Source organism: Arthrobacter sp. Soil_N43 (assembly GCF_057655195.1).
Map to the genome: position 1 here is coordinate 21,002 of NZ_JBDGML010000095.1, position 24,560 is coordinate 45,561.

Below are 24,560 nucleotides of genomic sequence, written 5' to 3' on the forward strand. Positions count from 1 at the left end.
GTCAGCTGCATGGTCTTACTTCGCCCGGGTGAACGTCCCAAGCCCGGTTCTGTCGTAGAAGTCCAGGGTGACGCGTGGCGAGGAGCCGCCGTCTGGGCCAGCAAACAGTGCACCGGCCAGGCCGTTGGCGTTCTCTCCGATGGATTCAAAGCTGAACGTGTCGCCGTCAAAGTGGGTGAGCGGGAAAGTCGTTGGACGGCCAGGCGGCCCCATTCTCATGGCCAGTTTCCCGCCCTGCTCGAGGACCACAAGCGGGCCATAGTAGGAGTTCTCATAGGTGCCCGTGTAGGCACTGTTTTTCGCCGCAGGAGAAGGGGTGGCCGGAACCTTGGTGTAGTCGACCTCAGGTTTCTCGGACTCATCAACCTGTTTGAATACGGCGGCGGTGAATGGCAGCCAGTCGACCGTGGGCGATCCGTGCTGGGCGGTATCCAGAAAGCCGGCGGTGATTGCCTCGGGAATCCCCTGCGGGCGCCCGTTGGTCAGCGCCACAATGGCCAGTTGTTCACCCGGAAGCATGGAGGCGGCGGTGGCGGCGCCAAGATTGAATGCCCCGGAGTGTCCCAACTGGACACGGGCCTGGTCATCGTAGGAAACGTTCCAGCCCAGCCCATAGAACCGGGAGCGGGCAGCGGGGGCCGACGCCGGCCCGGAGACTGCGTGGGGAACGTGGGTCGTCTGGAGGGCGGCCGAATCGATAACGGGTTTGCCCCCGTAACTGCCGTTGCCCAGCTGCAGCCGGAGCCATTGGGCCAGGTCCCGAACCGACGAACTCGCACCTCCGGCCGGGGCCTCGGAATCGGCGTCGCGACGGTATTTCGCGGCCCATTCCTTGTTCCCGAGCGGCACATGAATGGTTGCCCTGTCGGACGCCTTCTCATAGTCCGCGTGGCGGTAACTGCTGGCGGACATGCCCAGCGGCCGGAACAGGACTTCATCGGCCAGGTCCTCCCAGGACATTTTCATCGCCTCGGCTGCTGCCTGTCCGCCTTCCGTGTAGCCGAAATTGCTGTAGTTGTAGCTGGATCTGAACGTATCGAGGGGCTCTTGGTTGAGGTGGCTGAGGATGTAGGCACGGTCGAAGCCGAGGTCCTCCAGCAGATCGCCGGACGCTGTCTTCAGCCCACTGCGGTGTGACATCAGATCGGCAAAGGTCGCATTCCGGGTGACGAAGTCATCCTTGAGCGCGAAGCGCTTGTTGTGTTCGATGACGGGGTCGGTCCATGCGATGACCTTCCGCCCCACCACCCCTGCCACCACTGTGGATGCCAGGGGCTTGGACACGGAAGCCACCTGGAAGACCGTGTCAGGACCAATTTCCTCAGGCTTTCCAACCTCCCGCACGCCGAAGCCCTTGGAATACACCACTTCGTCCCGATACACCACGGCCACGGCCATGCCGGGCAGCCCGGTGCGCTCCATGGCAGCCCGGATCTGTCCGTCGAGCTTGGCCAGGGCATCGGTGACTTTCTGCCGGTCCAGCAGCGGTTCGATCTGGCCCGGCGGCGCCGGAAGCAGCGATGCCGACGGCGACGGCACAGACTGTGCCGATCTGCCGGTGCAGGCGGACAGCAGGGGTAACCCGGCAACACCCACCGCCCCAATCCCGGCCGCCTTCAGCAGCTCACGTCTGTTTGTGGAAACGGAACCGATGCTGTCCATGTGCGTCCCCTTGATCGGTCAGGCCGTGGGTGACCGGTCGGCGCCAGCCTTCCAGCCTGTCTCTATAGTGGACCTCCGCGCAGCGCCAGTGAAGGTACGATCTGTCTCAGCGAGCGGGGACACCGCCCGCTTCACTGTGCCGGAGTCTTTGGGGGAGACCAATGCTTGAATTGAAGCGCATCTACTGGACGCGCCAATTACTCCGTTTGGCCTACGCGGCGGCAACAGTCTGGCTGTCCGCCTCTGTCGTTCTGGCCCTACTGCCGAACAGAGCCAGCATAGACATCGGTCAGCGGGCCACCTCGGCGAGCGCCATGCTCCGCCAAATGTTCGACGGCGTGCTGGCGGCCGTCGCGTTACCCGGCGCTTGCATCGCAGCCCTGGTAATCGTGGCCGTCGTCATCCGCGCCCGGGACGTGAAGCGCCGGGATCCTGTCCGCCGCTTCACGCGGCAGCAGCGCCGCGAAGGCATGGCACGGGCCGGCGGCGAGTGCGAGATGGAGGCGGGATTCCGCCGTCGTTGTTCCCGTCCCGCTGAGCACGGCGACCATTTCTATCCGTGGTCCAAGGGCGGGTCCACCAGCCTGCTGAATTTCGTCGCGGCGTGCAGCCGGTGCAACCGGGCGAAAGGCGCGCGGATCCCCTCCCCCGGCCAGCAGGAAAGGCTGGAACGGCGACGGCGGGCGTACGTCACGCCCGATGCTCCAGTCAGCGTCGGCGAACGGCAGCCGTTACCCTAGCGCTTTCACTGCTCCGTCGTCGGCGGGAAGCCGACCGTGGGTGTGGCCCTGAAGGCGTTGACAGCCCTATCTGCGATGACTTGGGCGTCGCTTCCGGAATCAAGGATCGTATTCCGAGCTGATTCGGGATCGACCAGGACGGCCGTCACGGCGAGGCCGTCCGAAGTTTCGGTCGTCAACAGGGCGTCCACCTGGGCCTCGAAGCAGGAGTCACTTGACGTGGCGTGAACGTCCATCGCTACCACGTGGTTGTTGGAGACGAAGTTGCCCACCCCCGCCATCAGCCGGATGATGACAGCCGTCGCACCTGCCGGCCGGATGCTCTGGGAGTCGATGATCTCGGAGAAGTGGTTGCCGATGACAGAGTTGTTGCTGCCGCTGACACAAAGAAGTCCGTTTAAGTCGTCCAGTCCGTTGTCGACTCCCAGGAAGGGCGTCCAGGGCTCATGGTCACGCAGGAAGTGATTCGTGGCCACGAGGTTTTCCGAGCTATCCGCTGCGAGAATCAGCATCCCAGGGTAGAACGAATGCAAACGGTTGTTGGTGACGCTTGAACGCGTGACGCCTTTGAGATGGACGCTGCTCGCACCCCGGGGGAACACGTTGTTCGCGGTGATCAGGAGGCCGCCGTGGTTCTCGGCGTAGATCGAGTAACCCTTCGGGCCTGCTCCCACCAGGTTGTCGGTGATCTTTGATGCCTGTCCCCACCCGCGCAGCTCGATACAGCTTCCGCATTCAGCGATGAAGTTGTCGTGAATGGAAAGCGCGTCCGCGTTGTAGATCGTGAGGGCGTTCTCAAGGTAGACGAACCCCATGCCGGTTACGCGGAAGGAGTCATTGGCGTTCGCGACATAGATACCGGTCTTGCCGTTGACGTAGGTGTTCTCCGGAGGCATCCCCGAGCCATCCGAGGTGAAGTGCAACCCGTCGATGCAGAAGTTGGAGAACTCGACCGAGCTGATCCGCGGGCTCCCGCTTCGCTCAACGTAGAAGGCGGCCCCCTTGGATTCCTCCCCGTCTCCGCCGAGGGGAAGGTCGACGATGATGCGACTCCCCCCGGGCCACAGCTCATGCAAGTCCGGCCATTCGTCTTCGGGAACGTTGAACCGGATGCTCGACGACGTAAAGCCGTGCCCCGCGCCATGGATTTTGAGGAAGCTGACGTCGATCACCACCTGCGTACGAAGGTGGTAGTCCCCGGGCGGAATGTAGATCACCGCGCCCGGCTTTCCGCCGTTGTTCGCATCGGTTTCGGTCTGCCGGTCCTTGATGTCGGCGATGATGCTGTTGATTACTTCACCGACGTCCTTGGACGGATTGCCGACGGGCCACGTGGTCACGTCGTAGTAGTTGTTGCTTGACATAGGTTCTTCCCCTTGTGTTCTGGTTCCGCAGCCCTTGACGGCTAGGTGAGTGTTGAGACCGCCAGCTTCAGTATTGTTGCCGAGCCTCCCCCAGCCGATAGCCAGTTCTCCGGGTTTTCGGTTTCGGGGAAGATGAGATCAGTCAGGACGACCTTGCCGCCCTGTGCGAATACTTCGACCGAGCAGTGGTCCACGACGATGAGTAATTTGAGCACACCGTTTTCCAAGTCGACCGGTGCAGACTCGACCGAAGCGAATTTCCCGTGGAAGCCAGTGTTTCCTGATTGTGTGCGGTCAAGGATGAGTCGGGCGCTGGTTGCGTTGTAGCTAAGGATGGTGCCCTGGCTCCCGTCGCTGCTTCCGTAGAGCCGGAAATCAACACGTTCGGCGCTTCCGGGCCGTATCTCCGCCTCGATGATCTGGGCGCTGCCGGGTACCGCATCCGGCAACCGGAAGGCTGAATTTCGCAGCTCAAAGGCGTCTGCATTCATTTGGTCCTCGGCAGAAGGCAGCTCGTCTCCTGCGCAAAGGTCGGCCAGGACCGGCTGCTGGATCAGACGGGCCGAGCCGTTGACTGCTGTGAGGCGCACTTCGCGGGCGAGGGTCATCGAGGACCGCCACGGGGCTGTGGGCAGCTCGTTGGCGTAGTCCCAGTTGTTCATCCAGCCGATGATGATGCGCCGGTCATCCGGGACGTTGCTAAAGGACACGGAGGCGTAGCAGTCGCGTCCCCAGTCCAGCCACAGGCATTCCTGCAGGGCCGCAGAGCGCGCCTTGGGGTCGGGGAGGGAGCCCAGTCCTGCCGGCACCGCGAGTGAACCGGCGTCCGGGAGGAACCGGGCGCCGTCGAAGTGCCCGATGAAGTACTGGCCGCCGGAACCTCCCGCCACTGCGCCGGGGTTTACGTTGACGATCAGTACCCATTTGATGTTGTCCGGGTCCCCGTCCACCGGCAGGGGAAAGAGGTCGGGGCACTCCCATTCGCCGGCGTCGGCGTTGGCCGGCCCGAAGTCGCTCAGAAAGTCCCAGGACTTGAGGTCTTCCGAGCGATAGAAGACCACCTTTTGGTGCTGCGCTTCGACGGCGACCATGACCCAGCAGGCACCGTAGGCCCCTTGATAGCGGAAGACTTTGGGATCGCGGAAGTTCGCGGAGTTTCTGGTGAGGACAGGGTTTCCTTCGTATTTTCGCCACGTCATTCCGGCGTCTGTGCTGTAGGCCAGAGACTGGGCCTGCTTACCGCTGTGTTCGGACGCGGCTTTGTAGGCACTGGTGTAAATGGCCACGAGGGCAGGTGCGTCCGCCGTGCCGAAACCGGACGTGTTGCCGTGGTCGACCACGACACTCCCCGAGAAGATGTCCTCTGTCTCGTCGCAGGCAATGGCAACAGGGTGCTCCGTCCAGTGCAGCAAGTCACGGGAGGTGGCGTGGCCCCAGGACATGTTGCCCCAGACGTTGCCGTACGGGTTGTTCTGGAAGAACAGGTGGTAAAGGCCGTCGTAGAAAACCAGGCCATTGGGATCGTTCAGCCAGGTATCCCTTGCCGTGAAGTGGATGGCAGGCCGGAACCTGGAGGTTCCGGCCTGGGCTGTTTCCGGGCGTGCGGCATCAAGGCGACTGGACATGTCTGGCGGTCCTCTTGGGAAGTGGAAGGGGCTGGCTGACTATTGCCGGGGAGCCGCGACGGAATCGCGGCGCACCAGCGGGCAGCTCAGAATGGTCGGGTGCAGTGCCATGAGGGCAAGGTCGGTCTTCCCCTCGACGGCGTCAATCAGGTGCTCGGTGGCCCAGGCACCCATCTCGTAGTGGGGCAGGGCCACGGTGGTGAGGCCCGGATAAAGGTTGGCGGCGATCAGTTCCTGGTCATCGAAGCCGACGACTGAAAGGTCAGCGGGGATGCTGAGTCCCAACTCCGCAGCGGCGCGGTAGGCTCCCATCGCCATCCGGTCGTTGTAGCAGAACAGGCCGGTGGGCCGGTCCTCGCGTGCCAGGATCCGCCGGGCCGCTTCGTAGCCGCCCTGCACCTCGGAGATCTCGGACTCGACAGGTGCCGCCTCGCCGTCGAGCCCTGCTTCGGTCAATGTGGCCCGGAAGGCCTGCAGCCGCTGACGGGTTGCAGGGACATCATCGGTGTTGTTGATGAAGCCCACCCGGGTGTGGCCCGCTTCGAGGAGCGCGCCCACGGCGGCGCGTGCACCGCCTTCTTCGTCCGGGATCACGGCGGTGATGTTTCCGCCGGTGGCCACCGAGTCGACCAGGACGGAGGGCACGCTGCCGAGGTTGGCCGGCAGCTCCACGTTGCGGTGGTACATGGTGGCGTAAAGGATTCCGTCCACCCGGCGTTCCAGGAGGGTCTCAACGTCGGCCTCCCGGGACTCCGGGCTCGCCGAGCCCGAGGTGTTGATGATCATGAGGTTGTAGCCCCGGGCGCGCGCGGCCTCATCCGCACCGAGAATGATCCGCCCCGCGTGGGGTGTCGTCGCTATTTCCTCGCTGACCAGCCCCAGCATGCCGGTCCTCTGGGTGCGAAGGGCCTGGGCAAGGCGGTTGGGGCCATAGCCCAGTTGCTCCGAAATGGCCTTTACCTTGTCCCTTGTTTCGGGGCTGATGCGGGCGTAGGAAACATCGTTGAGGACGTGGGAGACAGTTGTCACGGAGACGCCGGCGGCGACGGCCACGTCCTTGATACCGATGTTCTTGTTGCTCATCTGTCTCCCACGTCCTTATGGTCGGTGATGCTCTGGGGCATCACCAGTAGGCTACTCGTTGTTGGTGGTCTAGCCCTTGATGGCGCCGAGCGTCATGCCTGCGACGATCTTGCGCTGCAAGAGAAGGGTGAGAAGGATGACCGGGATGGAGTAGACGGCGGCCAGCGCCGTCATGGATCCCCAGTCCAGGCCGAACTGGGTCTGGAAGTTCGCGATCACCACGGGCGTCGTCTGGGAGCGGATCGCTGTCATCAGGAGTGCGAAGAGGAACTCGTTCCAGGAGGCCAGGAAGGCGAAGATCGCGGTGACGGCGATGCCGCCGGAGACCACCGGGATCACCACCCGCCACAGGGCTCCGAGTCTGCTGCAGCCATCCACAGTCGCAGCTTCCTCCAGGTCTTTCGGCACCGCCTCGAAGAAGCTGGACATCAGCCAGATCGAGAGCGGCAGCGAGATGGTGGTGTGGGCGATGGACAGGGCGATGGGAGTATCTGAAAGGCCAACCGCTGCCATCATCGAAGCCAGCGGAATACCGATCGCCACCGGCGGCACCATGCGGGTAACCAGGGCGGCCATGATGAAGATCCTGCCGCTGAGGGTTTGGTAACGGGTGATGCCGTAGGCCGCCGGTACCGCCAGCACGAGCGACAGCACGGTGCTGATGATGGCCGTCTGGATGCTGTTGATGAAGGAGGCGAGGACTCCGCTGCGGCCCAGTGCATTGGTGTAGTTCTCCAGCGTCCATTCCCGCGGGAGGATGGTCGGCGGCACCGCGATGGTGTCGATCGGGGTTTTGAAGGATGTGAAGAGCAGGTACAGGAACGGGAATCCGTACAGCACCATGGCTGCCGCGAGGAGGACCCACAGCAGGGTTCTGGTGCTCCGCCGGCCCGCTTCCAGGCCTTCACGGTTGACGCCCCGGCGCTGGCGGCCGCTGCTCCCCGTGGTGGTTGGCACGGAAGGTGCGGCAACGACCGTTGCTGCCTTCCCGCCGTCGTGCGTTGTTCGTTCAGCGACGCGCATCAGTTGTCCTTTCCTGGCCGCCAGATGGTGGACACCGCGACGAACGCGACGGCGAGCATGGCCAGCAGGTAGACGGTTCCCATGGCGCTGGCCAGTCCGGGGTCACCGAAGCGGATCATGGTCCGGTAGATCAGCAGGCTCATGGTTTCCGAGGCGGATTGTGGGCCGCCGTTGGTTTGGATGAGGATGGTGTCGAACGCACGGGCCGCATCGATGCCGCGGACCACCAGTGCCACGGCGATGACCGGCCGCAGGAGGGGCAGGATGATGCGGAACAGCATCGCCGGTGCGCGGGCGCCGTCCAGGCGTGCTGCTTCGATCAGGTCCCCGGGGATGTTCTGCAGCCCGGCGAAGAGCACCAGGCACATGAACGATGTGGTCAGCCAGATGTCGGGAATGGCCACGGAAAAGAGCACAATATCCGGATCGGAGAGCCACCCGATCTGGTTGGGGTTGGACAGGATGCCGGCCTGGTGCAGGAGGGTCCCGATGAGGCCGAAGTTGTCGATCATCAGGAACTTCCAGAGGAGGCCTGCCACGATCGGCGCGATCATGAGTGGGTACATGAACACTGTCCGCCAGATTTGGGAGCTTCTCCCAAGGGTGGTGAACAGCAGTGCCATGCCAAGGCCGAGGGCGAATTCGAGGGTGACCACGACCAGCGTGTAGGCCAAGGTCCGCCATCCGGCACCCATGAAGGCTTCGGAGGCGAAGGCCCGGAAGTAGTTATCCAGACCCACGAAGTCGCGGGGGCCGCCGGCGATCGGCGAGATCTTGAAGAAGCTGTCCGCCACGAGGCGGAACAGCGGGAAGGCGACAAAAACTGCCAGGAACAGCGCCGCCGGGGTCATGAGGTACAGGGCGAAGCGGCGATCGGAGATACGCACGGTTTTCTCTTCCGCTGGTTGGGGACCGTGGCCGGCACCGGTGAGTCAAGTGCCGGCCACGGGGGTCTTACTTGAGGAGGTCCTCGATCTGCTTTTTAGCGTCGGCGAGGAGCGTGGCGGAGTCCCCGCCGGCCACAGCCTTCTGCAGCATGGGAACCAGTACCGTGTCCACGATCTGCTGCCACTTCTCGGTAGCCGGCCGGGTGGCCGTGGCTTTCCCGTTGAGGGTTTCGATCAGCGGCCCGAAGCTTTCGTAGCCTTCCTTGTCCTGGTACTTCTCAAAAGCTGAGATGCGCGAGGCCAGACCGAGGCTGGATTCAATGCCCATGCTGTTGTTGTCATAGGCACACTTGATGAACTTCTTGGCTGCATCAGCGTTCTTGGTTGCCTTCGGGACCGAGAGGTACCAGGGTCCCGGGACGCCTCCGATGCCGGCGGATCCGGCGATCATGGGAGCTGCTCCCACTTTGCCGGCGACCGGTGAGTCCGCGGGGATCTGCCGGTAAGCGTGTGCCCAGAAGCGGGTCATTGCGGTCTTGCCCTGGTTGAACAGGTTTTGGGCGGCAGCCCAGTCGACCTGCGCGGCACCGGACGGAGCGGACTTGGTGAGGCTGACGTAGAAGTCCAGGGCCTCCTTGTGCGCGGCGTTGTCGATGACTACCTTGTTGTTTTCGTCCAGGACCATGGGCGAGCCGGCCTGCAGGACGTGGGCCAGCCATTCGGTTTCCACACCGCCCTTGACGTCGGTGCCGTACATGCCGTCCCTGGTGAAGAATTCTGAGATGTCCTGGTACTGCTTCCAGGTGGTGGGTGCGGCGAGTTCGTACCCGTACTTGGCCTTGAAGTCGGCCTTGTTCTTGGCGTCCTCGAACAGGTCCTTGCGGTAGAGGATGATTTCTGCGTTTGTCCAGGCGGGCAGGCCGATGAAGTGCCCGTCCACGTTCGCTTCCTTCAGGAGGGCGGGGAAGATGTCCTTCTTGGCCTCGTCGGTGAAGATTTCATCGATGGGCTGGACGGCATCCTTGAAGCTGGGCAGCCAGACGGAGTCCAGGGCTGCTACGTCAAAGGAAACATTGCCGGAGGAGAACTCGCTGGAGAGCCGGTTGAACATGCCGTCGTAGGGCAGTTCGACAAAGTTCACGTCGATTCCGGCGTCCTTTTTGCACTGTTCGGCGACGCCCGTCAGCTCGGCGTGGCCGCCGGCCTCGACCAGGACGTTGACGGTGCTGGTGCCGGCGCTACCCGAGTTAGTCGGGCCCCCTGCGCCGCACCCGGTGGCCGCAAGAGCGACGGCGGTGCAGATGCCGCCGATGGTGGCGAACCTGTTGATGGTCTTTCGAGTGGACATCGCTGTCGACTCACTTTCTCTCGAACGGAAATGGCGAGACTGAATCTGGGGTGAAAAACCGTTTTGCTAAAACGACTTGGCACTCACCTTAGGACCACTTCTTGAGAAGTGTCAAGCATCACTTTTTGGGCCGACATTCCACCTGTTGACGGCCGAGGGCAGAAAGCCCTAACGTAGGCCTAGACAGGCGACAAACCGTTTTGGCAAATTTGGCAGACCGCCCAGCTCTCCGCTGGCTTCACACCGCTAAAGTTGTTCCTACCGGGTCGGGCCTTAACAAAGTCGAGCCCGTAAAGATGCCGTATTCGCTTCTCCTTCAGCGACGCATTCTCCTTCAGCGACGCAGACACGACCGTAGGCCCCAGCGCTGCTCCCGCGGCGTGCATCCCCCACATGGGCCGCCGCGGCTCCAAGGTCCCCGCAGGGTTTCTCAAGGTTCCCCGGTCAGTCTGGCTGGGCCTGAGGCTGGAACTCAGGGCCCTCGTCTTTCGTCCGCCAATGAATGGCGATTGAGAAAACTTGATAAGAGTCCTTCTCTTACATTGGAAGAACTGGGCCTATCGGCGGCCCTTCACCTCAACGCGCCAGCACCGTGCACGAACGGCAGGAGCATCATGACAGACAAGCTCAACGTCCCGGTCCGTCAAGACCTCAAGCGGGCCCGCCCCAAGGTGGCGTTGCTGGGCCGCTCAAGGACGAAACTTCGGGGTATGGGAGCGTCTGCCATGAGCGTCGGAAGATTCCTGACGGTGGCTTTGGCCAGCGCGGCCCTGGTTCTGGGCGGATCGTTGGTCATCGGTCCCGGGACAGAAGGTTCCAGCCCGCTGTCTGCCGCTGCGGCCGCACCTATCCCTGCAGTGCCGGGCCAGCTGCGCGTCACGGCGGCGGGTGACTACTCGGCCACTGCCGAGGCAGATGGGGTCCTGACCAGGATTGGTGCCATCAAGCCTGACCTGCATCTGGCTCTCGGTGATCTCTCCTACGGTGCCACAGGGGCGGAGCAGGCATGGTGCGATTTCGTGACCTCGCGTACAGGCCCGGGATTTCCATTCCAGTTGGTCTCCGGAAACCATGAAAGCAACGGGCTGAATGGCAACATCAACGACTTCGCTGCCTGCCTGCCCAACCAGTTGCCCGGGGTAATCGGGACGTACGGCAGGCAGTATTACGTTGACGTGCCGCAAGAAAACCCGCTGGTTCGCTTCGTTTTCATCTCGCCCGGGATGCCGTTCTCTGACGGTGTTTGGGACTACTCCGCGGGAAGTGCCCGATACAACTGGACGGCAACCGCAATCGACGGCGCCCGTGCGGCGTCTATCCCGTGGGTTGTGGTGGGCATGCACGCGCCCTGCATCTCCGTGGGCATCTACGACTGCGTCGCCGGACCCGCCCTTTCAAATCTGCTCCTCAGCAAGAAAGTGGACCTGGTCCTGAACGGCCACGAGCACCACTATCAGCGGAGCAAGCAGCTCGCCACGGCCGCCGGATGCACGGGATTGCAGCCAAACGCCTATAACCCGTCTTGCGTAAGGGATCCGGACAATGCCCTCGACAAAGGAGCGGGCTCAATCTTCGCCACTGTGGGCACCGGCGGAAGGCCGCTGCGCAACGTCAACGCCGCCGATGCGGAAGCGCCCTACTTCGCGGCATACTCCGGATTGAATTCCAACCCGAGCCACGGCCTACTGGACCTTCAGTTCACTTCGACGTCAATGAATGCCGCGTTCGTGGCTACCAACGGAACATACACGGATGCATTCAGTATCGCGCCGGCGGGGAGCAACCCGCCTACGACCTCCTTCACCGCGAGCCCCGCGTCCGGCACGGTTCCACTGACTGTGAACTTCACCGATACCTCTACCGGTTCACCGACTTCGTGGGCTTGGGATTTCGGTGATGGTGGTACGGCGACGACACAAAACCCGTCACATACCTACTCCACGGCCGGGACATACACGGCGAGGCTGACCGCCACCAACGCCGCCGGCTCAACATCGAGCACCAGAACCATCACGGTCAACCCGCCAGGCGGACCGGCGGCCCCGGTCGCTTCCTTCACCGCTGCACCCACGTCCGGCACTGTTCCCCTGACGGTGAACTTCACAGACACCTCCACGGGTTCGCCGACCTCATGGGCGTGGGATTTCGGCAACGGAGCTACGTCAACCACGCAAAACCCTTCACACACGTACACGGCGGCCGGGACCTACACCGTAAGACTGACCGCCACTAACAGCGGAGGTTCAACATCCGCCACCGCCACACTCACCGTCAACCCGGCCCCGCCGGCGTCGGGGATAACTGCCCGGAGTTCGTCGACCGCGAATTCATCCACGGCCGTCGCTACGGTGGCATTGGCCGCACCGGCGGGCCGGGCTGCCGGCGATGTCCTGGTCGCGTCCTTCACCGCGGACCAGAATCCCACGGTGGCAGTCCCCGCCGGCTGGACAGCGATCGTCAATGGTTTGAGCATCGCCAGCTCGTCCACGGCGGGCGCACGGGTTTTCGCCTACTACCGCGTCGTCGGTTCCTCTGACCCGGCCACCTACACCTGGGCGCTGAGCAGGGCCGTCAAGTGGGGCGGCGGCATCACCGCCTACACCGGGGTCAACACCACCACGCCCTTGGACAGTGCAGTGGCCACCGCCGTCAACACGAGTTACACGGCCACGAGCATCGCCGTCGGCAGTGTCACCACGGCGAGCAACGGGGCCATGCTGATCGGCGGGCTTGGGTTCGACAGCTCCAACCCGGCAGCGACCCCACCGACCGGATGGACGGAGCGGTGGGAAGCCACCGGCGGCCAGATCGCCGAACAGGCCGACAGGACCCAGGCAACCGCCGGCGCCACCGGCACCGCCACCTGGACTTTCAGCTCCGCCAAGGCTGTCGGAGCATGGCGGACCGCGCTGAAGCCTGCCAGCTAACCTCCGGGGTTCGTCGATGGGACGTACCTGGGATATCGGGGATACGCGAGCAAATCACTGCGAACGGCCGGCGCGGCCATCTGGCCAGGAGCCCATACTCGGGCTGCCGGCTGCGGCACGCATGTGGGGATCAGGGTCGCGGGCCACGGATACTGCCGAGGAGGATAGGTTTCCCGGATCTGGACGATGTGAAACGGTACTGGGTTTAGCAGCGAATGCAGTGCCCGTGATCCGGTGGCCAATCCTTGGGTGCCGGCGGTCAGCTGGCTGGCTTCAGGGCGGTGCGCCAGGCTGCGACGGCTTTGGCGATGCTGAAGGTCCACGTGGCGGTGCCCGTCGCTCCGGCGGTGGCCTGGGTCCGGTCGGCTTGTTCGGCGACCTGGCCGCCGCTGCTTTCGAAGCGTTCGCTCCAGCCGGTGGGTGGGGTGGCTGCGGGGCTGGAGCTGTCGAACCCAAGGCCGCCGATCAGCAGGGCACCGTTGCTCGCCGTCGTCACGCCGGGGACGGCGATGCTGGTGGCGGTGTAGGTCGTGTTGACGGCGGTGGCGACGGCGCTGTCCAGCGGCGTCGTGGTGTTGACGCCACTGTAGGCGGTGATGCCGCCGCCCCACTTCACGGCGGTGCTGAGCGTCCAGGTGTAGGTCGCCGGATCAGACGAGCCGACCACCCGATAGTAGGCGAACACGCGTGCACCGCTGCTGATCGACAGCCCGCTGGTGATCGCGGTCCAGCCCGCCGGAACCGCCACCGTGGGATTCTTATCCGCCGTAAAGGATGCCACCAGCACATCGCCCGCGATCCGGCCCTCCGGTGCCGGCAAGGAGACAGTGGTGGTCACAGTTTCCGTGGACGCGGTCCTGAAGCTGCGCACCGCAATCCCGGGCGACGTGCCGCCACCCGCGTCCACCGTGATCGTCCGCGTACTCGACGTCGAGCCGGCGGCATTGGTCGCCGTCAGCCGGGCCGTGTAGCTCCCGGCCGCAGTGTAGGTATGCGAGGGGTTCTGCGTAGTCGCTGTGCCGCCGTCGCCGAACTCCCACGCCCACGACGTCGGGCCACCGGTGGAGGTATCCGTGAAGCTCACCGCCAACGGCACCGTTCCGGACACCGGCGCCGCCGTGAACGACGCCACCGGGGCCGTGGGGTCTGGCGGAGGTACCACGGTCCCCGCGGGCTTGAGGGCGGTCCGCCAGGCGGCGACGGCTTTGGCGGAGCTGAAGGTCCAGGTGGCGGTGCCACTGGCGCCGGCGGTGGCTTGCGTCTTGTCTGCCTGTTCGGCGATCTGGCCGGCGGTGGTTTCCCAGCGTTCGGTCCAGCCCGTCGGCGGGGTGGTCCCGGGTGTGGAGCTGTCGAAGCCGAGGCCGCCGATGACCATCGCGCCGTTGCTCGCGGTGGTCACGCTGGGGACGGCGATGCTCGTGGCTCTGTAGCTTGTGCTGACAGCGGTGGCGACAGCGCTGTCAAGAGGGGTTGTGTTGTCGACGCCACGGTATGCAGTGACCCCGGCGCCCCATTTCACAGCGGTGCTCAGCGTCCAGGTGTAGGTTGCCGGGTCAGACGAGCCGACAACGCGGTAATAGGCAAAGACCCGTGCTCCGGTGCTGATGGAGAGCCCGTTGGTGATCGCAGTCCAGCCCGCCGGGACAGCCGCCGCGGGGTTCTTGTCGGCGGTAAAGGAAGCCACCAGGACATCACCGGCCACGGCACCGGCGGGCTTGGTCAATGCCACGGTGGTGCTGGCTGTTGCTGCGCTAGACGTAGTTGAGCTGACCGCAGTCACCGTCCCCGATGACGGAGGGGAGGGCGGTGGCTGGGACCCGATATTGATCGTTGAGGCGACGCTGGGCACCCCGTTGGCATCCATTGCAAAGAGCAGGTAATTGCCCGGCACCAGCACGCCGGTATCCGCCGGCAAGGTCAGCGACGCGGTGTTGCCCGAAACCGCCGTTGCGGTCAGCGGGATCCGCCGCTGGTCGGTGTTCACGGTGTGGGTCACTGTGCTCATCCGCACCAGGGAGAACTTGGTGGTCGGCGCCCCGGTGGTCACCGCAATCGTGCTGCCGGGGGCAGCGGAGGCCGGTGCGGTCACAATCTCCGGCCGGACACGCGCGCTGCCGTCTGCGTTCAGCAGGTACGGCGGCGTGAAGATCTCTCCGTCCAGGTGGTTGGTCGTACAGCTTCCCTCGCACAGGCCGCCACCGCCGACGAATACCCGGGCATCCGGGAGCAGCACGGCGACGCTGTGGTAGGTCCGGGGAATGGCCATGGGTGCCATCGTGGTCCACAGTCCGGTGGCCGGGTTCCAGATTTCCGGAGCCATCCTGGCATCCGTGTCGGTGAACTGAACGGGGATGGCCTGACCGCCGACCACGAACACCTGACCATCGGGCAGCGCGACACCGTTAGCGAAGGACCGGCTGATGGCCATGTCTGCGGTCCGGGCGGCGGTGACTCCGTTATTGATGTCGATGGTGTAAGCCCGTGCCGTGGCAGGCGTGTTCTTATAGGCGGTCGCCCCGCCCACAGTGAGGATCTTGCCGATGTCGTACATGACGGCGTCACCGTTCATGGCATCCGGGCTGTCGGACCGAAGCCCGGCCGAGGCGATGCTGCCGGTGCCGGTGGTGCTGATCCAGTTCATCTGCCGGCTCGGCCCGGCGTGAAACACCCGGCCTCCAGGGGCGGCAAACAGCCAGGAATGATTGTCTGAGTGGCGTTGTTCGGGATCGTCGGTCAGGATGTTGTCCACCAGCACATTTGGCAGTGTTCGCCAGCCAACAGCCTCGGACCACACCTCGCCGTGCTTGTTGCCGACGCCGCCCGACCATGACCCGCCGATGCTGAACACCTCACCGGTGGACGTGGTCACGTTGGACTGGTAGCCGCGGGCGATCTTCATCGCCGGCCCCGCGGTCCAGGTGTTTGTCGCAGGGGTGTACAGGGTGGTTTTGGTGCTGTTGCTGCCGCCGCTGATCATGATTCGCCCGTCCGGCAGCACCGAGGTCCCGGGGCAGAACATGTCGTGACCGGTATTGGCCACCTGGGTCTGGCTCACCGCACCGGTGGTGAGGTCCAACGTGGACGTTTGAGTGAAGCCGTTGCTGCCGCCGAAGGTAGTAGGGGAGTACGCGGACCACGTCAGCAGCTTGTTGCCAGGAAGCAGCGCCGCTGCGGCCGGAACCAGCGGGAAGTTGATCGTCGGACCCCAGGATCCCGCCGCCCCATCCGTCGCCAGCGTGCTCATCATGCTAGTGCCGCTTTGACCGACCAGGTAGATCTCTGCGGCGCTGCTCCAAGAACCGCGGTTGCCAGCCTCGGTGACGGCTCTCATCCGCACATAGCGCGCCGTTACAGCCGCGAACGTCACGCTTTTCTCGGTGCTGTTGTCCGCCCAGGTCCCGTGGGCCACCGGAGAGCCCCATATGGTGCCGTTCGTGCTCACCGTGATCTCGAAGCTGCCAATCCGCCCGTTCTCGACGTCAGTGCGGGGGAGATAACGGAGCTCCGAGATGTTTTGCGTCACCTTGGTGTCGATGGTGAGGGTATGCGGCACCGGGGCAGCAGACACCGAGCCCTTGCTCTGCCAAAACGTGGCGGGATCCCCGTCAAGGACGTTGACGGCCCGGCCGTTCTCGCCCGAAACCTCTTCGTCGCTGGCCGAAACCATCCACCCGTCCCGCAGCAGCGGAGCGGGAGCCTGCTCCATCGCGGCGGCCGGCAGCACCGGGATGTGTACATGTGATCCGTTCGCGCCCGAGGAGTCGTGCGGAGCCACCACCTGCGCATCCGTCCGGCTCCATGCCACGGATCCTCCGAGCAGCAGGGACGCCGCCACCACTGCGGTGACCGGCGCCGTCAGGGCCGACCTGCCGCTCATCCTGGAGAGGGCGGACCGAACACGGCTCACAACAGACATAGTCTCTACCCCTCAGACGGCAGGCCAATACTGGAACGCACAAGCCGTGTCTGCTGAGCCCAGACGTGGTGGATCGGAGCTTACGGACCCAACGGGACATCGGGCCAGAGTACTCACTACCTGTCTTCGCTCCGCCAGCCACTCGCAGATCAGCAGTTCCTGCCTGCCCTCGTCCAGCAGCTACTTGGCCTGGACGTGCGCAGTTCGTTGAGCCGCCAGGCAAAGCGCTATGACACCCGAAGCCACGGGCTCGACGGCGGCCAAGGGACCGTCCGAGCTGGGGCGCCAGCTGCCCGAGAACTTCCGCTGTGGCTGTCGCTCCGGGCGTAAACTCCTCCCATGGGACCGATTCGGGCCATCCTGCTTCCGGGAGCCGTGCTCCCCGCCCTACCTGCCTATGGCGCGCTGATGGAGGCCTTGGGACCGGACGTCCAGGCCGTCGCCAAAGACTTGGAACTCTACGCAGGCGATGTGCCTCCGCGCGACTGGAGCCTGGACACCGAGGTTGACGGCGTCCTGCGCGCAACCGACGCTCTCGGCTGGAAGACCTTTCACCTCGTCGGGTATTCCGGGGGCGGAGCGGCGGCGCTGGCTTTCGCGGCCGAACATCCGAAGAGCCTACTGAGCTTGGCCCTGCTCGAGCCTGCCTGGGCAGGAAATTGGGACTGGAGCCCTGCGCACGCGGAGGTCTGGAAGAAGTACGGCCAACTGGAATTGCTGCCTCCGGCGCAGTTCATGCCCGCGTTCATGAGGTTGGGGGTGAGGCCCGACGTCGTCCTTCCGCCACCGCCTCCGGGTCCCCCGCCGCCGTGGATGGCCAAACGGCCGGCCGGCATTAAGGCGTTCCTGCAGACGTTCACGAGTTATGAGTTGGACCGGGCACGGCTGGCCCGCTTCGACAAGCCGGTGTTCTTCGCCCTCGGCGGCCAGAGCAACCCGGACGACTACGGTGAGGTTGCCCAGCGGCTCTCGACTGTCTTCCCTGACTTCCGCGTCGAGGTTTTCGACGAACGACATCACTTCGATCCCCCGCACCGGATCGAGCCCGAACGCCTCGCTGGATTGTTGCGTGAGCATTGGGACCGGGCCGAAGGCCTGCGAAAGGCAGAACTCCGCTGATATACGAGTGTGTCCTGACCGTCTGCGCGTCCTGCGCTCCAACAATGCTCCACAGAAAATGTCCGCGGCTCCCACTAGAGTGAACTGACGGTATGTGAGCTGCAGAACACAGAGGACCGGATGGACTACTACGCAATCAACGCCCTGCGTGAGAACCATGCAGGCTGGTCCCTGCTCCGCGCCCAGAACGCCCCGCTCGCTATCTCCTTTTTCATGGCGGCGTTCACCGTCCCCAACCAGCGCAACCTCGGCCGCCAGCAGCTCATCGACAGCCTCGACGACGTTCTGTTCGGATTGCGGGATGCCTATGGTGAGGACAAGTTCCCGCGCCAGGCGTCCGAGTACCTGGACGACTGGGCAGCCCCCGAAAGGGCTTGGCTGCGCAAGTACTACGTTCAGGGACAGGACGAGCCCCGCTACGACCTCACCCCCGCCACGGAGGACGTGGTCCGCTGGGTGGAGAGCCTGCGCGGTCGGGACTTCGTGGCCACCCAGTCCCGGCTCACCAGCATCTTCGCTGTGCTCAAACAGCTGGTGCAGCAGTCCGAAAGGGATCCGGAGGTTCGGCTCAACGAACTCCAGCGGCAGCGCGACGGCATCGATGCCGAGATGGAGCGCATCCGCAGCGGCAATATCCGAGTCATGACTGCCCCGGAAGCGATGGATCACTTCCAGCAGCTGACCACGCTGGCGAAGGATCTCCTCTCCGATTTCAGGGAGGTCGAACAGAACTTCCGCAAGCTGGACCGCCAGGTCCGCGAGCAGATTGCCACGTGGGACGGCACGCAGGGCGAGCTGCTGGAGTCGATCTTTGCCAATCAGCAGGACATCAGCAGTTCGCTGCAGGGCAGGACGTTCCAGGGTTTCTGGGACTACCTCATGTCCCCGCAGCTACGCACAGAACTGCGGGAACTCCTGGAGCGCGCCACACACATCGAAGCCCTTGCCGAAGTGGACAACCTCCATGCCGTGACCAACCTGCACCAGGACTGGCTGCCCGCCGTCGAGCAGACCCAGGGAACCGTCCGCCAGCTATCCCAGCAGATGCGGCGCCTGCTGGATGACAAGGTGTTCCTGGAAAACAGGCGCATCATGCAGCTGATCCGGAGCGTCGAGTCCGGCGCACTCGCCACACGCGAGCAGCCGCCGTCGGGAGACTTCATCGCCATCGCCGCGCCGTCGGTTGACATCACCCTGCCGTTCGAACGCCCGCTGTACGAGCCGAGCCGGAGGGTCATGGTGGATGACGAAATCCTGACTGCAGACGACGCGGACGTGGACGCCGGTGCCTTGTTCAGCCAGTTCCACGTGGATAAGGATCGCCTCAAAGCCAATATCGACGCGGTCCTCGCCGACGCGGAGCAGGCCACCCTCGCGGAGGTCACTGCCGCCTACCCCCTATCCCAGGGACTTGCCGAGATCCTCACCTACTACCAGCTGGCCACGGAGTCGGACTGGGCGAGCATCTACGCGGAAGCCACGCAGCAGGTCTCCTGGCACCTGCCGGACGGCAGTATCCGCGAAGCAACTATCGAGCAGATCATCTTCGGAAGGCCGGCATGAACCCGGTCGAAGCATCGGACGCGACCATGGAAACCCGGACGCCCGAGGAGCTTCCCGGCGTCGTCACCCGGCTTTTTAAAGGCGTGCTCTACGCCGAAGGCGATGAGAAGCTCTGGCAGTCGCTGCTGGGTCTGTCCTCCCAGGTCCGCGACTATGTTTCCGTGCTGGGGCTGGACCTGATCCTGGACGATTCCGAAGGCTACGCGTTCCTGAAGTCGCGCGAGGACCAGGACGGCACGCTTCCCCGGCTGATCCCGCGCCGGCAACTGACCTTTAACGTCAGCCTGCTGCTCGCCCTCCTGCGCGGCCGCATGCTCGAATTCGACACCAACAGCAGCGAGCTCCGGCTCATCATGACCGAGCAGGACATTGCCGACATGGTCGCGGTGTTCCTGCCCGAATCCAGCAACGAGGCCAGGATCATGGACCGGCTCGCCACCGATATCAAGAAGGTGGTGGAACTCGGATTTCTGCGGAAGCTCCGCGGACAGCCCGGCACGTACGAGGTGGCTCGCATCCTCAAGGCGTTCGTGGACGCCCAGTGGCTCGAGGAGTTCGACGCCCGCCTGGCGGACTACCACGCGTCGCTCGCAGGGACAGCGGCAACGGAGTTGGACGGCAAATGAGTGCGGAACTGCAGGACACCCTCTTCAGCCTGGAAGAAAAGTCGGACGATGGCGGTACTCCCCCGGGCTTCCGGCTGCACCGTCTGGAGCTGCTGAACTGGGGCACGTTCCACCAGGGAGTGCGGACCTTCCGCCTGGACGGCGCCAACAGCCTGCTCACCGGCGACATCGGCTCCGGGAAGTCGACCGTCGTCGATGCCATCACCACCCTGCTGCTGCCCGCCAACCGGATCGAATACAACAAGGCCGCGGGCGCGCAGAAGAAGGAACGCTCCCTGATGTCCTATGTGCGGGGCTTCCACAAGAGCACGCGCAGCACCGGCGGCGAGTACTCCAAACCCGTGGCACTGCGCAGCCCGGGCGCCCTGACGGTGGTGCTCGCCGTCTTCCACAACGCCGTGCTGGACAAATCGGTCACCCTGGCCATCACCCTGTGGGCCACACAGGAGGCGGGCACTCCCAGCCGCTTCTACTCCCTGGCCGAGGCGGACCAGACGATCGCCGGCGACTTCTCGAACTTCGGCCAGGAGCCGGCAAAGCTAAAAAAGAAGCTCCGCGCGGCCGGCGCTGCTGTGCACGACACCTTTGAGCCCTACGCGGCGGCCTTTAAACGCCAGTTCGGCATAAGCGGCAGTCAGGCCATGGACCTGTTCCACCGCACCGTGTCGATGAAGCAGGTGGAGAACATCACCTCCTTCGTGCGCACCAACATGCTGGAGGAGGATGACGTTGCGGCCCGCATCAGCAACCTCATCCACCACTTCGATGACCTGAAGAAGGCCCACGACGCGGTGCTGCGGGCCAAGGACCAGATCGCGCTTCTGACGCCGATCCGGAACGGCGCCGCCCAGCACGCGCAGCTGAGCCTCGAGGATGAGCTGGCCCGCGGGCAGCGGGACCAGCTGCATCCCTGGTTCACCAACCGGAAGCTTCAGCTGAGTCTGGAGCACCAGTCGGAGCTGGAAAGAACCGGGGAACGGTACCGGGAAGACAGCGCGAAACTCCGCACCGGGATTACCGCGCTGCGGCACGAACTGTCCGCCGTTCAGGAGGATATCCGGACCAATGGCGGCGGCCGGCTGGCTGCGATCGATGCGGAGGTCGCGCGGCTCGCTGACCAGTCCCGGACCCAGCGGCAGCGCTTCGAAACGTACTCTGCCGCCGCGGCGGACCTGGGACTCCGGTCTCCGGAGGACCGCGTGCTCTTCGACGGCAACAGGGCCCGTCTCGGAGAGGTCGAAGCGGACCTCGGCACCCAGTCAGATGAACTGCAGGAGAGCCGCACCGGGCTGACCATCGCCCGCACCGAGCAGACGGCGCGGCTGGCCGAGATCGGCGCCGAGCTGCGCAGCTTGCAGTCCCGCCCCAACCTGCTGCCGCTCCCCCAGCTGGAGCTCCGCCGTCGGCTGTGTGACGGCACCGGGATCGCGGACACCGCGCTGCCGTATGCCGGCGAGCTTTTGCGGGTCCGTGACGGCGAGGGCGCGTGGGAGGGTGCGGCGGAACGGACGCTGCACGGGTTCGCACTGTCGTTGCTGGTGCCGGCCGAGCACTATGCGGCGGTAAGCAGCTGGGTGGACACCAACAACCTTCGCGGCCGCCTGGTGTACCTCAAGATCGGGGAATCCCCCGCGCCCAAGACAGCTGCGGCGGGCACCCTCGCTTCCAAGATCACCATCAAGCCGGGCACGCCGTTCCGCAACTTCCTGCTGGATGAACTTGCCACCCGGTTCGATCATGTCTGCTGCGATACCCTCGAGGACTTCCGCCGCTATCCCAAGGCGCTGACCGTGAATGGGCAGCTCAAGGGAGGCCGTGGCAGGCACGAAAAGGACGACCGTCGGGAACTGACGGACCGGCGCAACTACGTGCTCGGCTGGGACAACCACGACAAGATCAGCCGCTTCCTCGCCGAGCAGGACGAGCTCAAGGGCCAGCTCCAGGTCACCGAAAGCCAGCTGAAGAAGGTCACCGCGTCGCTGGGTGATCTGGGCAGACAGAACCAGCAGCTCGGCACCGTGCGCTCCGTGGCGGACTTCGGCGAGATCAGCTGGCAGCTCACGGCCCGGCGGGTCGAGGAGCTCAGGGCGGAGAAGCTGGAGCTGGAAACCGCCAGCGATGTGCTGAGGCAGCTGACGGCGAACGAGTCCGCCGTGGCTGCGGAGCTGGAGCGGCTGGAGGATAAGGCCGGCAAGCTGCGTGAACGCCTGGGCGCCAACGAGAAGGATTCCAGGGACATCGCGGAAGCGATCGAGGAATGCCGCGGCATTCTCGCCGAGACTCCGCTGACGGACGACGGCGGAGTGCTGGCCGCCGTCGAACGCCTCACCGCTGGAGCGCTCAGCGACAAGACGCTGACGTACAAGAACACCGGCGCGGTGGAAAGCTCCGTCCGCTCGGGACTGACGGACGCCATCGATGCGCTGTCCAAGCGCATCGCCCGGGCGGCGGAAAGCACCGTGCGGCTGATGGCTGACTTCCGCAACAAGTACCCCAACGAGACCACCGACATCGACGCCGCCCTCGAGGCCGCCGCGGACTACAACCGGCTGCTGGAGCAGCTGGTCGGCAACGACCTTCCCCGGTTCGAGGCCCACTTCAAGGAGTCGCTGAACCAGAACACCATCCACGAGGTGGTGGCGTTCAACGCGTTCCTGGACAGCCGGCGGCAGGACATTGTGAACCGGATCGGCGAGATCAACCAGTCGCTGTCGGGGATCGAGTACAACCCGGGGCGGCACATCCAGCTGGAACACCAGAACACCACGGATCAGGACGTGCGCGAGTTCGGCGTTGATCTGCGGGCCTGTTCGGAGGGGACCATCGGCGACGAGGACCAGTACTCGGAGCAGAAGTACCTGCAGGTGGAGCGGCTGATTGAGCGTTTCCGGGGCCGGGAGGGCCTGACCACGCTGGATGAGCGGTGGACGGCCAAGGTCACGGACGTGAGGAACTGGTTCACGTTCTCGGCGTCGGAAAAGTGGACCGAGACGGGCGAGGAGTTCGAGCACTTCACCGACTCGGGCGGCAAGTCCGGCGGCCAGAAGGAGAAGCTGGCGTACACGATCCTGGCGGCGGCGCTGGCGTTCCAATTCGGGCTGGCTTCCGGTCCGGGGAACGGTGCTGGGAGTGCGGGCAAGAAGGCCCACAGCGACCGGAGCTTCCGGTTCGTGGTGATTGACGAAGCGTTCGGGCGTGGGTCCGACGAGTCCGCGCGGTACGGCCTGGAGCTGTTCCAGCGCATGAGGCTCCAGCTGTTGATCGTCACGCCGCTGCAGAAGATCCACGTGATCGAGCCCTTCATCTCGCACGTGGGATTCGTGGCGAACACGACCGGCGACGACTCGCAGCTGCGCAACATGACCATCCAGGAATACCGCGACGAACGGGACCGGCATGCCGGGTGAACCCTTGTCCTGGACCACGATCGCGGGGCTGCGGGCGCTGTCGCTGAAGGCGTGGAACAGCGGTGCGCTGCTGCGGGAGCTGCTGGAAGAAACGGACGTCTATCCCCGCCGTCGGACGCTGAAACGCCCGACGGCTACGGAGCTGCTCAGTGACTACGCTGCGGCCCGCAGCTGGGCCGCTGAACTGTCCGCCGGGGCGGGTCCCTACCGTCTCGAGACGGTCGAGGTCGGCCGGACCACCATCGGCTCCAACCGGCTGCCGGCAGCGGCAGTTTTCGAGACGGCCGAGGATGAGGTCGCCTTCGCCGGCAAGGCCAAGGAAGCCGCGCGGTTCCGCCGACTTGTGGCCGGTTTGGCGGAGCTGGACGCAACGGCCTGCGAGGCGTTGCGAAGCTGGGCGCTGAAGCGGCCGCTGCAGCTCCTGGAACTGGACGAAGCCGCGCTGAAGGGCGCGCGCGTGGCGCTGTGGCTGCGGGACAACCCGTCGCCGGGAATCTACCTGAGGCAGCTCAGCCTGCCAGGTGTGCATACGAAGTTCATCGAAGCGCACCGGAAGGTCATCGACGAGATGGTCGCATTGCTGCGGGTCGGGCTCGCAGATGCTCAGACGGGTCGGGCGGACGATGAGCCTGTGATCGGGGCGGTGGAGGATGCGGCCCTGGCTGGTCCGGCTGGCCGCACCCCGGCTGCGCGCTTCGCCGCGCGACACGGCTTCCTGCATCCGCCGGAGCTGGTCCGGTTCCGGCTCCTGGATTCCACGCTTGGTGCTCTGGGTGACGCCCACGACTTCACGGTGACAGCGGAGGCATTCAGTAAACTGCAGCTGCCCGTGCACACCGTGATCACAACCGAGAACCAGGTCAACTTCCTCGCATTACCTGATCGGCCGGGCACAGTGGCCCTCTACGGCGCCGGGTACGGTTTCTCGTCCCTGCGGGATGCGGCGTGGCTGCGGGACCGCAAAGTCCTGTACTGGGGCGATATAGACACCCATGGTTTCCGGATCCTGGACCAGCTGCGCGCCGTGCACCCGCATGTGGAAAGCGTGCTGATGGATGAGGAAACACTGCTCGCACACCGCGATGCCTGGGGGCGGGAGCCATCGCCGTCGAGGGTGGCGCTGTCCAGGCTGACGGCCGAGGAAGCTGTGCTGTATGAGTCGCTGGGCGATGACAGCTACGGGACCGCTGTCCGCCTCGAACAGGAGCTGATCCGCTGGGACTGGGCGCTCAAGCACCTCGGTGGTTGAGCCTGTGGAACCAGCCGGCCT

15 protein-coding genes are annotated in these 24,560 nt (G+C 64.7%); 7 read left to right on the plus strand and 8 right to left on the minus strand.

Annotated elements, in window-relative coordinates:
* Positions 1-15: 15 nt before the first annotated feature.
* Entirely contained in the window at positions 16-1,662 is a 1,647-nt protein-coding gene (locus AC3A3W_RS11935; RefSeq protein WP_487443026.1) for a serine hydrolase, read from the minus strand.
* Between the two features lie 161 nt (positions 1,663-1,823).
* Here AC3A3W_RS11935 and AC3A3W_RS11940 point away from each other — a divergent pair, with 161 nt between their 5' ends.
* Complete coding sequence (locus AC3A3W_RS11940; protein WP_487443028.1) at positions 1,824-2,402, plus strand: HNH endonuclease; 579 nt, start codon at positions 1,824-1,826, stop codon at positions 2,400-2,402.
* 5 nt (positions 2,403-2,407) lie between these two features.
* On the opposite strand, the gene AC3A3W_RS11945 is transcribed toward AC3A3W_RS11940, so the two are convergent.
* From AC3A3W_RS11945 to AC3A3W_RS11970, 6 genes are all read right to left on the minus strand, one after another.
* Positions 2,408-3,766 carry a right-handed parallel beta-helix repeat-containing protein gene (locus AC3A3W_RS11945; protein ID WP_487443030.1) on the minus strand — a complete coding sequence of 453 codons (1,359 nt, stop codon included), beginning with the start codon at positions 3,764-3,766 and terminating at the stop codon, positions 2,408-2,410.
* A 41-nt stretch (positions 3,767-3,807) separates the two neighbouring features.
* Positions 3,808-5,391: a glycoside hydrolase family 32 protein gene (locus AC3A3W_RS11950; RefSeq protein WP_487443032.1), complete on the minus strand. Its 1,584-nt coding sequence runs from the start codon at positions 5,389-5,391 to the stop codon at positions 3,808-3,810.
* A gap of 39 nt (positions 5,392-5,430) precedes the next feature.
* Positions 5,431-6,474, minus strand: coding sequence for a LacI family DNA-binding transcriptional regulator (locus tag AC3A3W_RS11955; protein ID WP_487443033.1), 1,044 nt, complete (start codon positions 6,472-6,474; stop codon positions 5,431-5,433).
* 69 nt (positions 6,475-6,543) lie between these two features.
* Positions 6,544-7,497 carry a carbohydrate ABC transporter permease gene (locus AC3A3W_RS11960; protein WP_487443035.1) on the minus strand — a complete coding sequence of 318 codons (954 nt, stop codon included), beginning with the start codon at positions 7,495-7,497 and terminating at the stop codon, positions 6,544-6,546.
* The gene (locus AC3A3W_RS11965) at positions 7,497-8,384 is read right to left on the minus strand and encodes a carbohydrate ABC transporter permease (RefSeq protein WP_205653500.1); all 888 of its coding nucleotides are present in this window, start codon (positions 8,382-8,384) and stop codon (positions 7,497-7,499) included. The genes AC3A3W_RS11960 and AC3A3W_RS11965 overlap by 1 nt, the downstream gene beginning before the upstream one ends.
* 67 nt (positions 8,385-8,451) lie before the next feature.
* On the minus strand, positions 8,452-9,732 hold the full coding sequence (locus AC3A3W_RS11970; RefSeq protein WP_487443037.1) for an ABC transporter substrate-binding protein: 1,281 nt from the start codon (positions 9,730-9,732) through the stop codon (positions 8,452-8,454).
* 614 nt (positions 9,733-10,346) lie between these two features.
* Between AC3A3W_RS11970 and AC3A3W_RS11975 the strand changes: the two genes are divergently transcribed.
* Positions 10,347-12,659, plus strand: coding sequence for a PKD domain-containing protein (locus AC3A3W_RS11975; RefSeq protein ID WP_487443039.1), 2,313 nt, complete (start codon positions 10,347-10,349; stop codon positions 12,657-12,659).
* 259 nt (positions 12,660-12,918) lie between these two features.
* Here AC3A3W_RS11975 and AC3A3W_RS11980 read toward each other — a convergent pair whose 3' ends face one another.
* A complete protein-coding gene (locus AC3A3W_RS11980; protein WP_487443041.1) occupies positions 12,919-16,575 on the minus strand; it encodes a galactose oxidase-like domain-containing protein in 3,657 nt (1,218 codons plus the stop codon).
* 339 nt (positions 16,576-16,914) lie between these two features.
* Between AC3A3W_RS11980 and AC3A3W_RS11985 the strand changes: the two genes are divergently transcribed.
* From AC3A3W_RS11985 to AC3A3W_RS12005, 5 genes are all read left to right on the plus strand, one after another.
* On the plus strand, positions 16,915-17,694 hold the full coding sequence (locus AC3A3W_RS11985) for an alpha/beta fold hydrolase (RefSeq protein ID WP_487443043.1): 780 nt from the start codon (positions 16,915-16,917) through the stop codon (positions 17,692-17,694).
* Positions 17,695-17,814: 120 nt separating this feature from the next.
* Positions 17,815-19,257 carry a DUF3375 domain-containing protein gene (locus AC3A3W_RS11990; RefSeq protein WP_487443045.1) on the plus strand — a complete coding sequence of 481 codons (1,443 nt, stop codon included), beginning with the start codon at positions 17,815-17,817 and terminating at the stop codon, positions 19,255-19,257.
* Positions 19,254-19,883: a DUF4194 domain-containing protein gene (locus AC3A3W_RS11995; protein WP_487443047.1), complete on the plus strand. Its 630-nt coding sequence runs from the start codon at positions 19,254-19,256 to the stop codon at positions 19,881-19,883. The genes AC3A3W_RS11990 and AC3A3W_RS11995 overlap by 4 nt, the downstream gene beginning before the upstream one ends.
* Positions 19,880-23,290 (plus strand): ATP-binding protein, encoded by a 3,411-nt coding sequence (locus AC3A3W_RS12000; RefSeq protein WP_487443048.1) that lies wholly within the window; start codon positions 19,880-19,882, stop codon positions 23,288-23,290. Before AC3A3W_RS11995 ends, AC3A3W_RS12000 begins: the two co-directional genes overlap by 4 nt.
* Positions 23,280-24,539, plus strand: coding sequence for a Wadjet anti-phage system protein JetD domain-containing protein (locus tag AC3A3W_RS12005; protein ID WP_487443050.1), 1,260 nt, complete (start codon positions 23,280-23,282; stop codon positions 24,537-24,539). The genes AC3A3W_RS12000 and AC3A3W_RS12005 overlap by 11 nt, the downstream gene beginning before the upstream one ends.
* Positions 24,540-24,560 lie beyond the last annotated feature (21 nt).

What these genes read in the sequence shown, in the direction of transcription:
- AC3A3W_RS11935 (WP_487443026.1), bottom strand. Translation starts at nt 1,662, where the DNA reads ATGGACAGCATCGGTTCCGTTTCCACAAACAGACGTGAGCTGCTGAAG.
- AC3A3W_RS11940 (WP_487443028.1), top strand. Translation starts at nt 1,824, where the DNA reads ATGCTTGAATTGAAGCGCATCTACTGGACGCGCCAATTACTCCGTTTG.
- AC3A3W_RS11945 (WP_487443030.1), bottom strand. Translation starts at nt 3,766, where the DNA reads ATGTCAAGCAACAACTACTACGACGTGACCACGTGGCCCGTCGGCAAT.
- AC3A3W_RS11950 (WP_487443032.1), bottom strand. Translation starts at nt 5,391, where the DNA reads ATGTCCAGTCGCCTTGATGCCGCACGCCCGGAAACAGCCCAGGCCGGA.
- AC3A3W_RS11955 (WP_487443033.1), bottom strand. Translation starts at nt 6,474, where the DNA reads ATGAGCAACAAGAACATCGGTATCAAGGACGTGGCCGTCGCCGCCGGC.
- AC3A3W_RS11960 (WP_487443035.1), bottom strand. Translation starts at nt 7,497, where the DNA reads ATGCGCGTCGCTGAACGAACAACGCACGACGGCGGGAAGGCAGCAACG.
- AC3A3W_RS11970 (WP_487443037.1), bottom strand. Translation starts at nt 9,732, where the DNA reads ATGTCCACTCGAAAGACCATCAACAGGTTCGCCACCATCGGCGGCATC.
- AC3A3W_RS11975 (WP_487443039.1), top strand. Translation starts at nt 10,347, where the DNA reads ATGACAGACAAGCTCAACGTCCCGGTCCGTCAAGACCTCAAGCGGGCC.
- AC3A3W_RS11980 (WP_487443041.1), bottom strand. Translation starts at nt 16,575, where the DNA reads ATGTCTGTTGTGAGCCGTGTTCGGTCCGCCCTCTCCAGGATGAGCGGC.
- AC3A3W_RS11985 (WP_487443043.1), top strand. Translation starts at nt 16,915, where the DNA reads ATGGGACCGATTCGGGCCATCCTGCTTCCGGGAGCCGTGCTCCCCGCC.
- AC3A3W_RS11990 (WP_487443045.1), top strand. Translation starts at nt 17,815, where the DNA reads ATGGACTACTACGCAATCAACGCCCTGCGTGAGAACCATGCAGGCTGG.
- AC3A3W_RS11995 (WP_487443047.1), top strand. Translation starts at nt 19,254, where the DNA reads ATGAACCCGGTCGAAGCATCGGACGCGACCATGGAAACCCGGACGCCC.
- AC3A3W_RS12000 (WP_487443048.1), top strand. Translation starts at nt 19,880, where the DNA reads ATGAGTGCGGAACTGCAGGACACCCTCTTCAGCCTGGAAGAAAAGTCG.
- AC3A3W_RS12005 (WP_487443050.1), top strand. Translation starts at nt 23,280, where the DNA reads ATGCCGGGTGAACCCTTGTCCTGGACCACGATCGCGGGGCTGCGGGCG.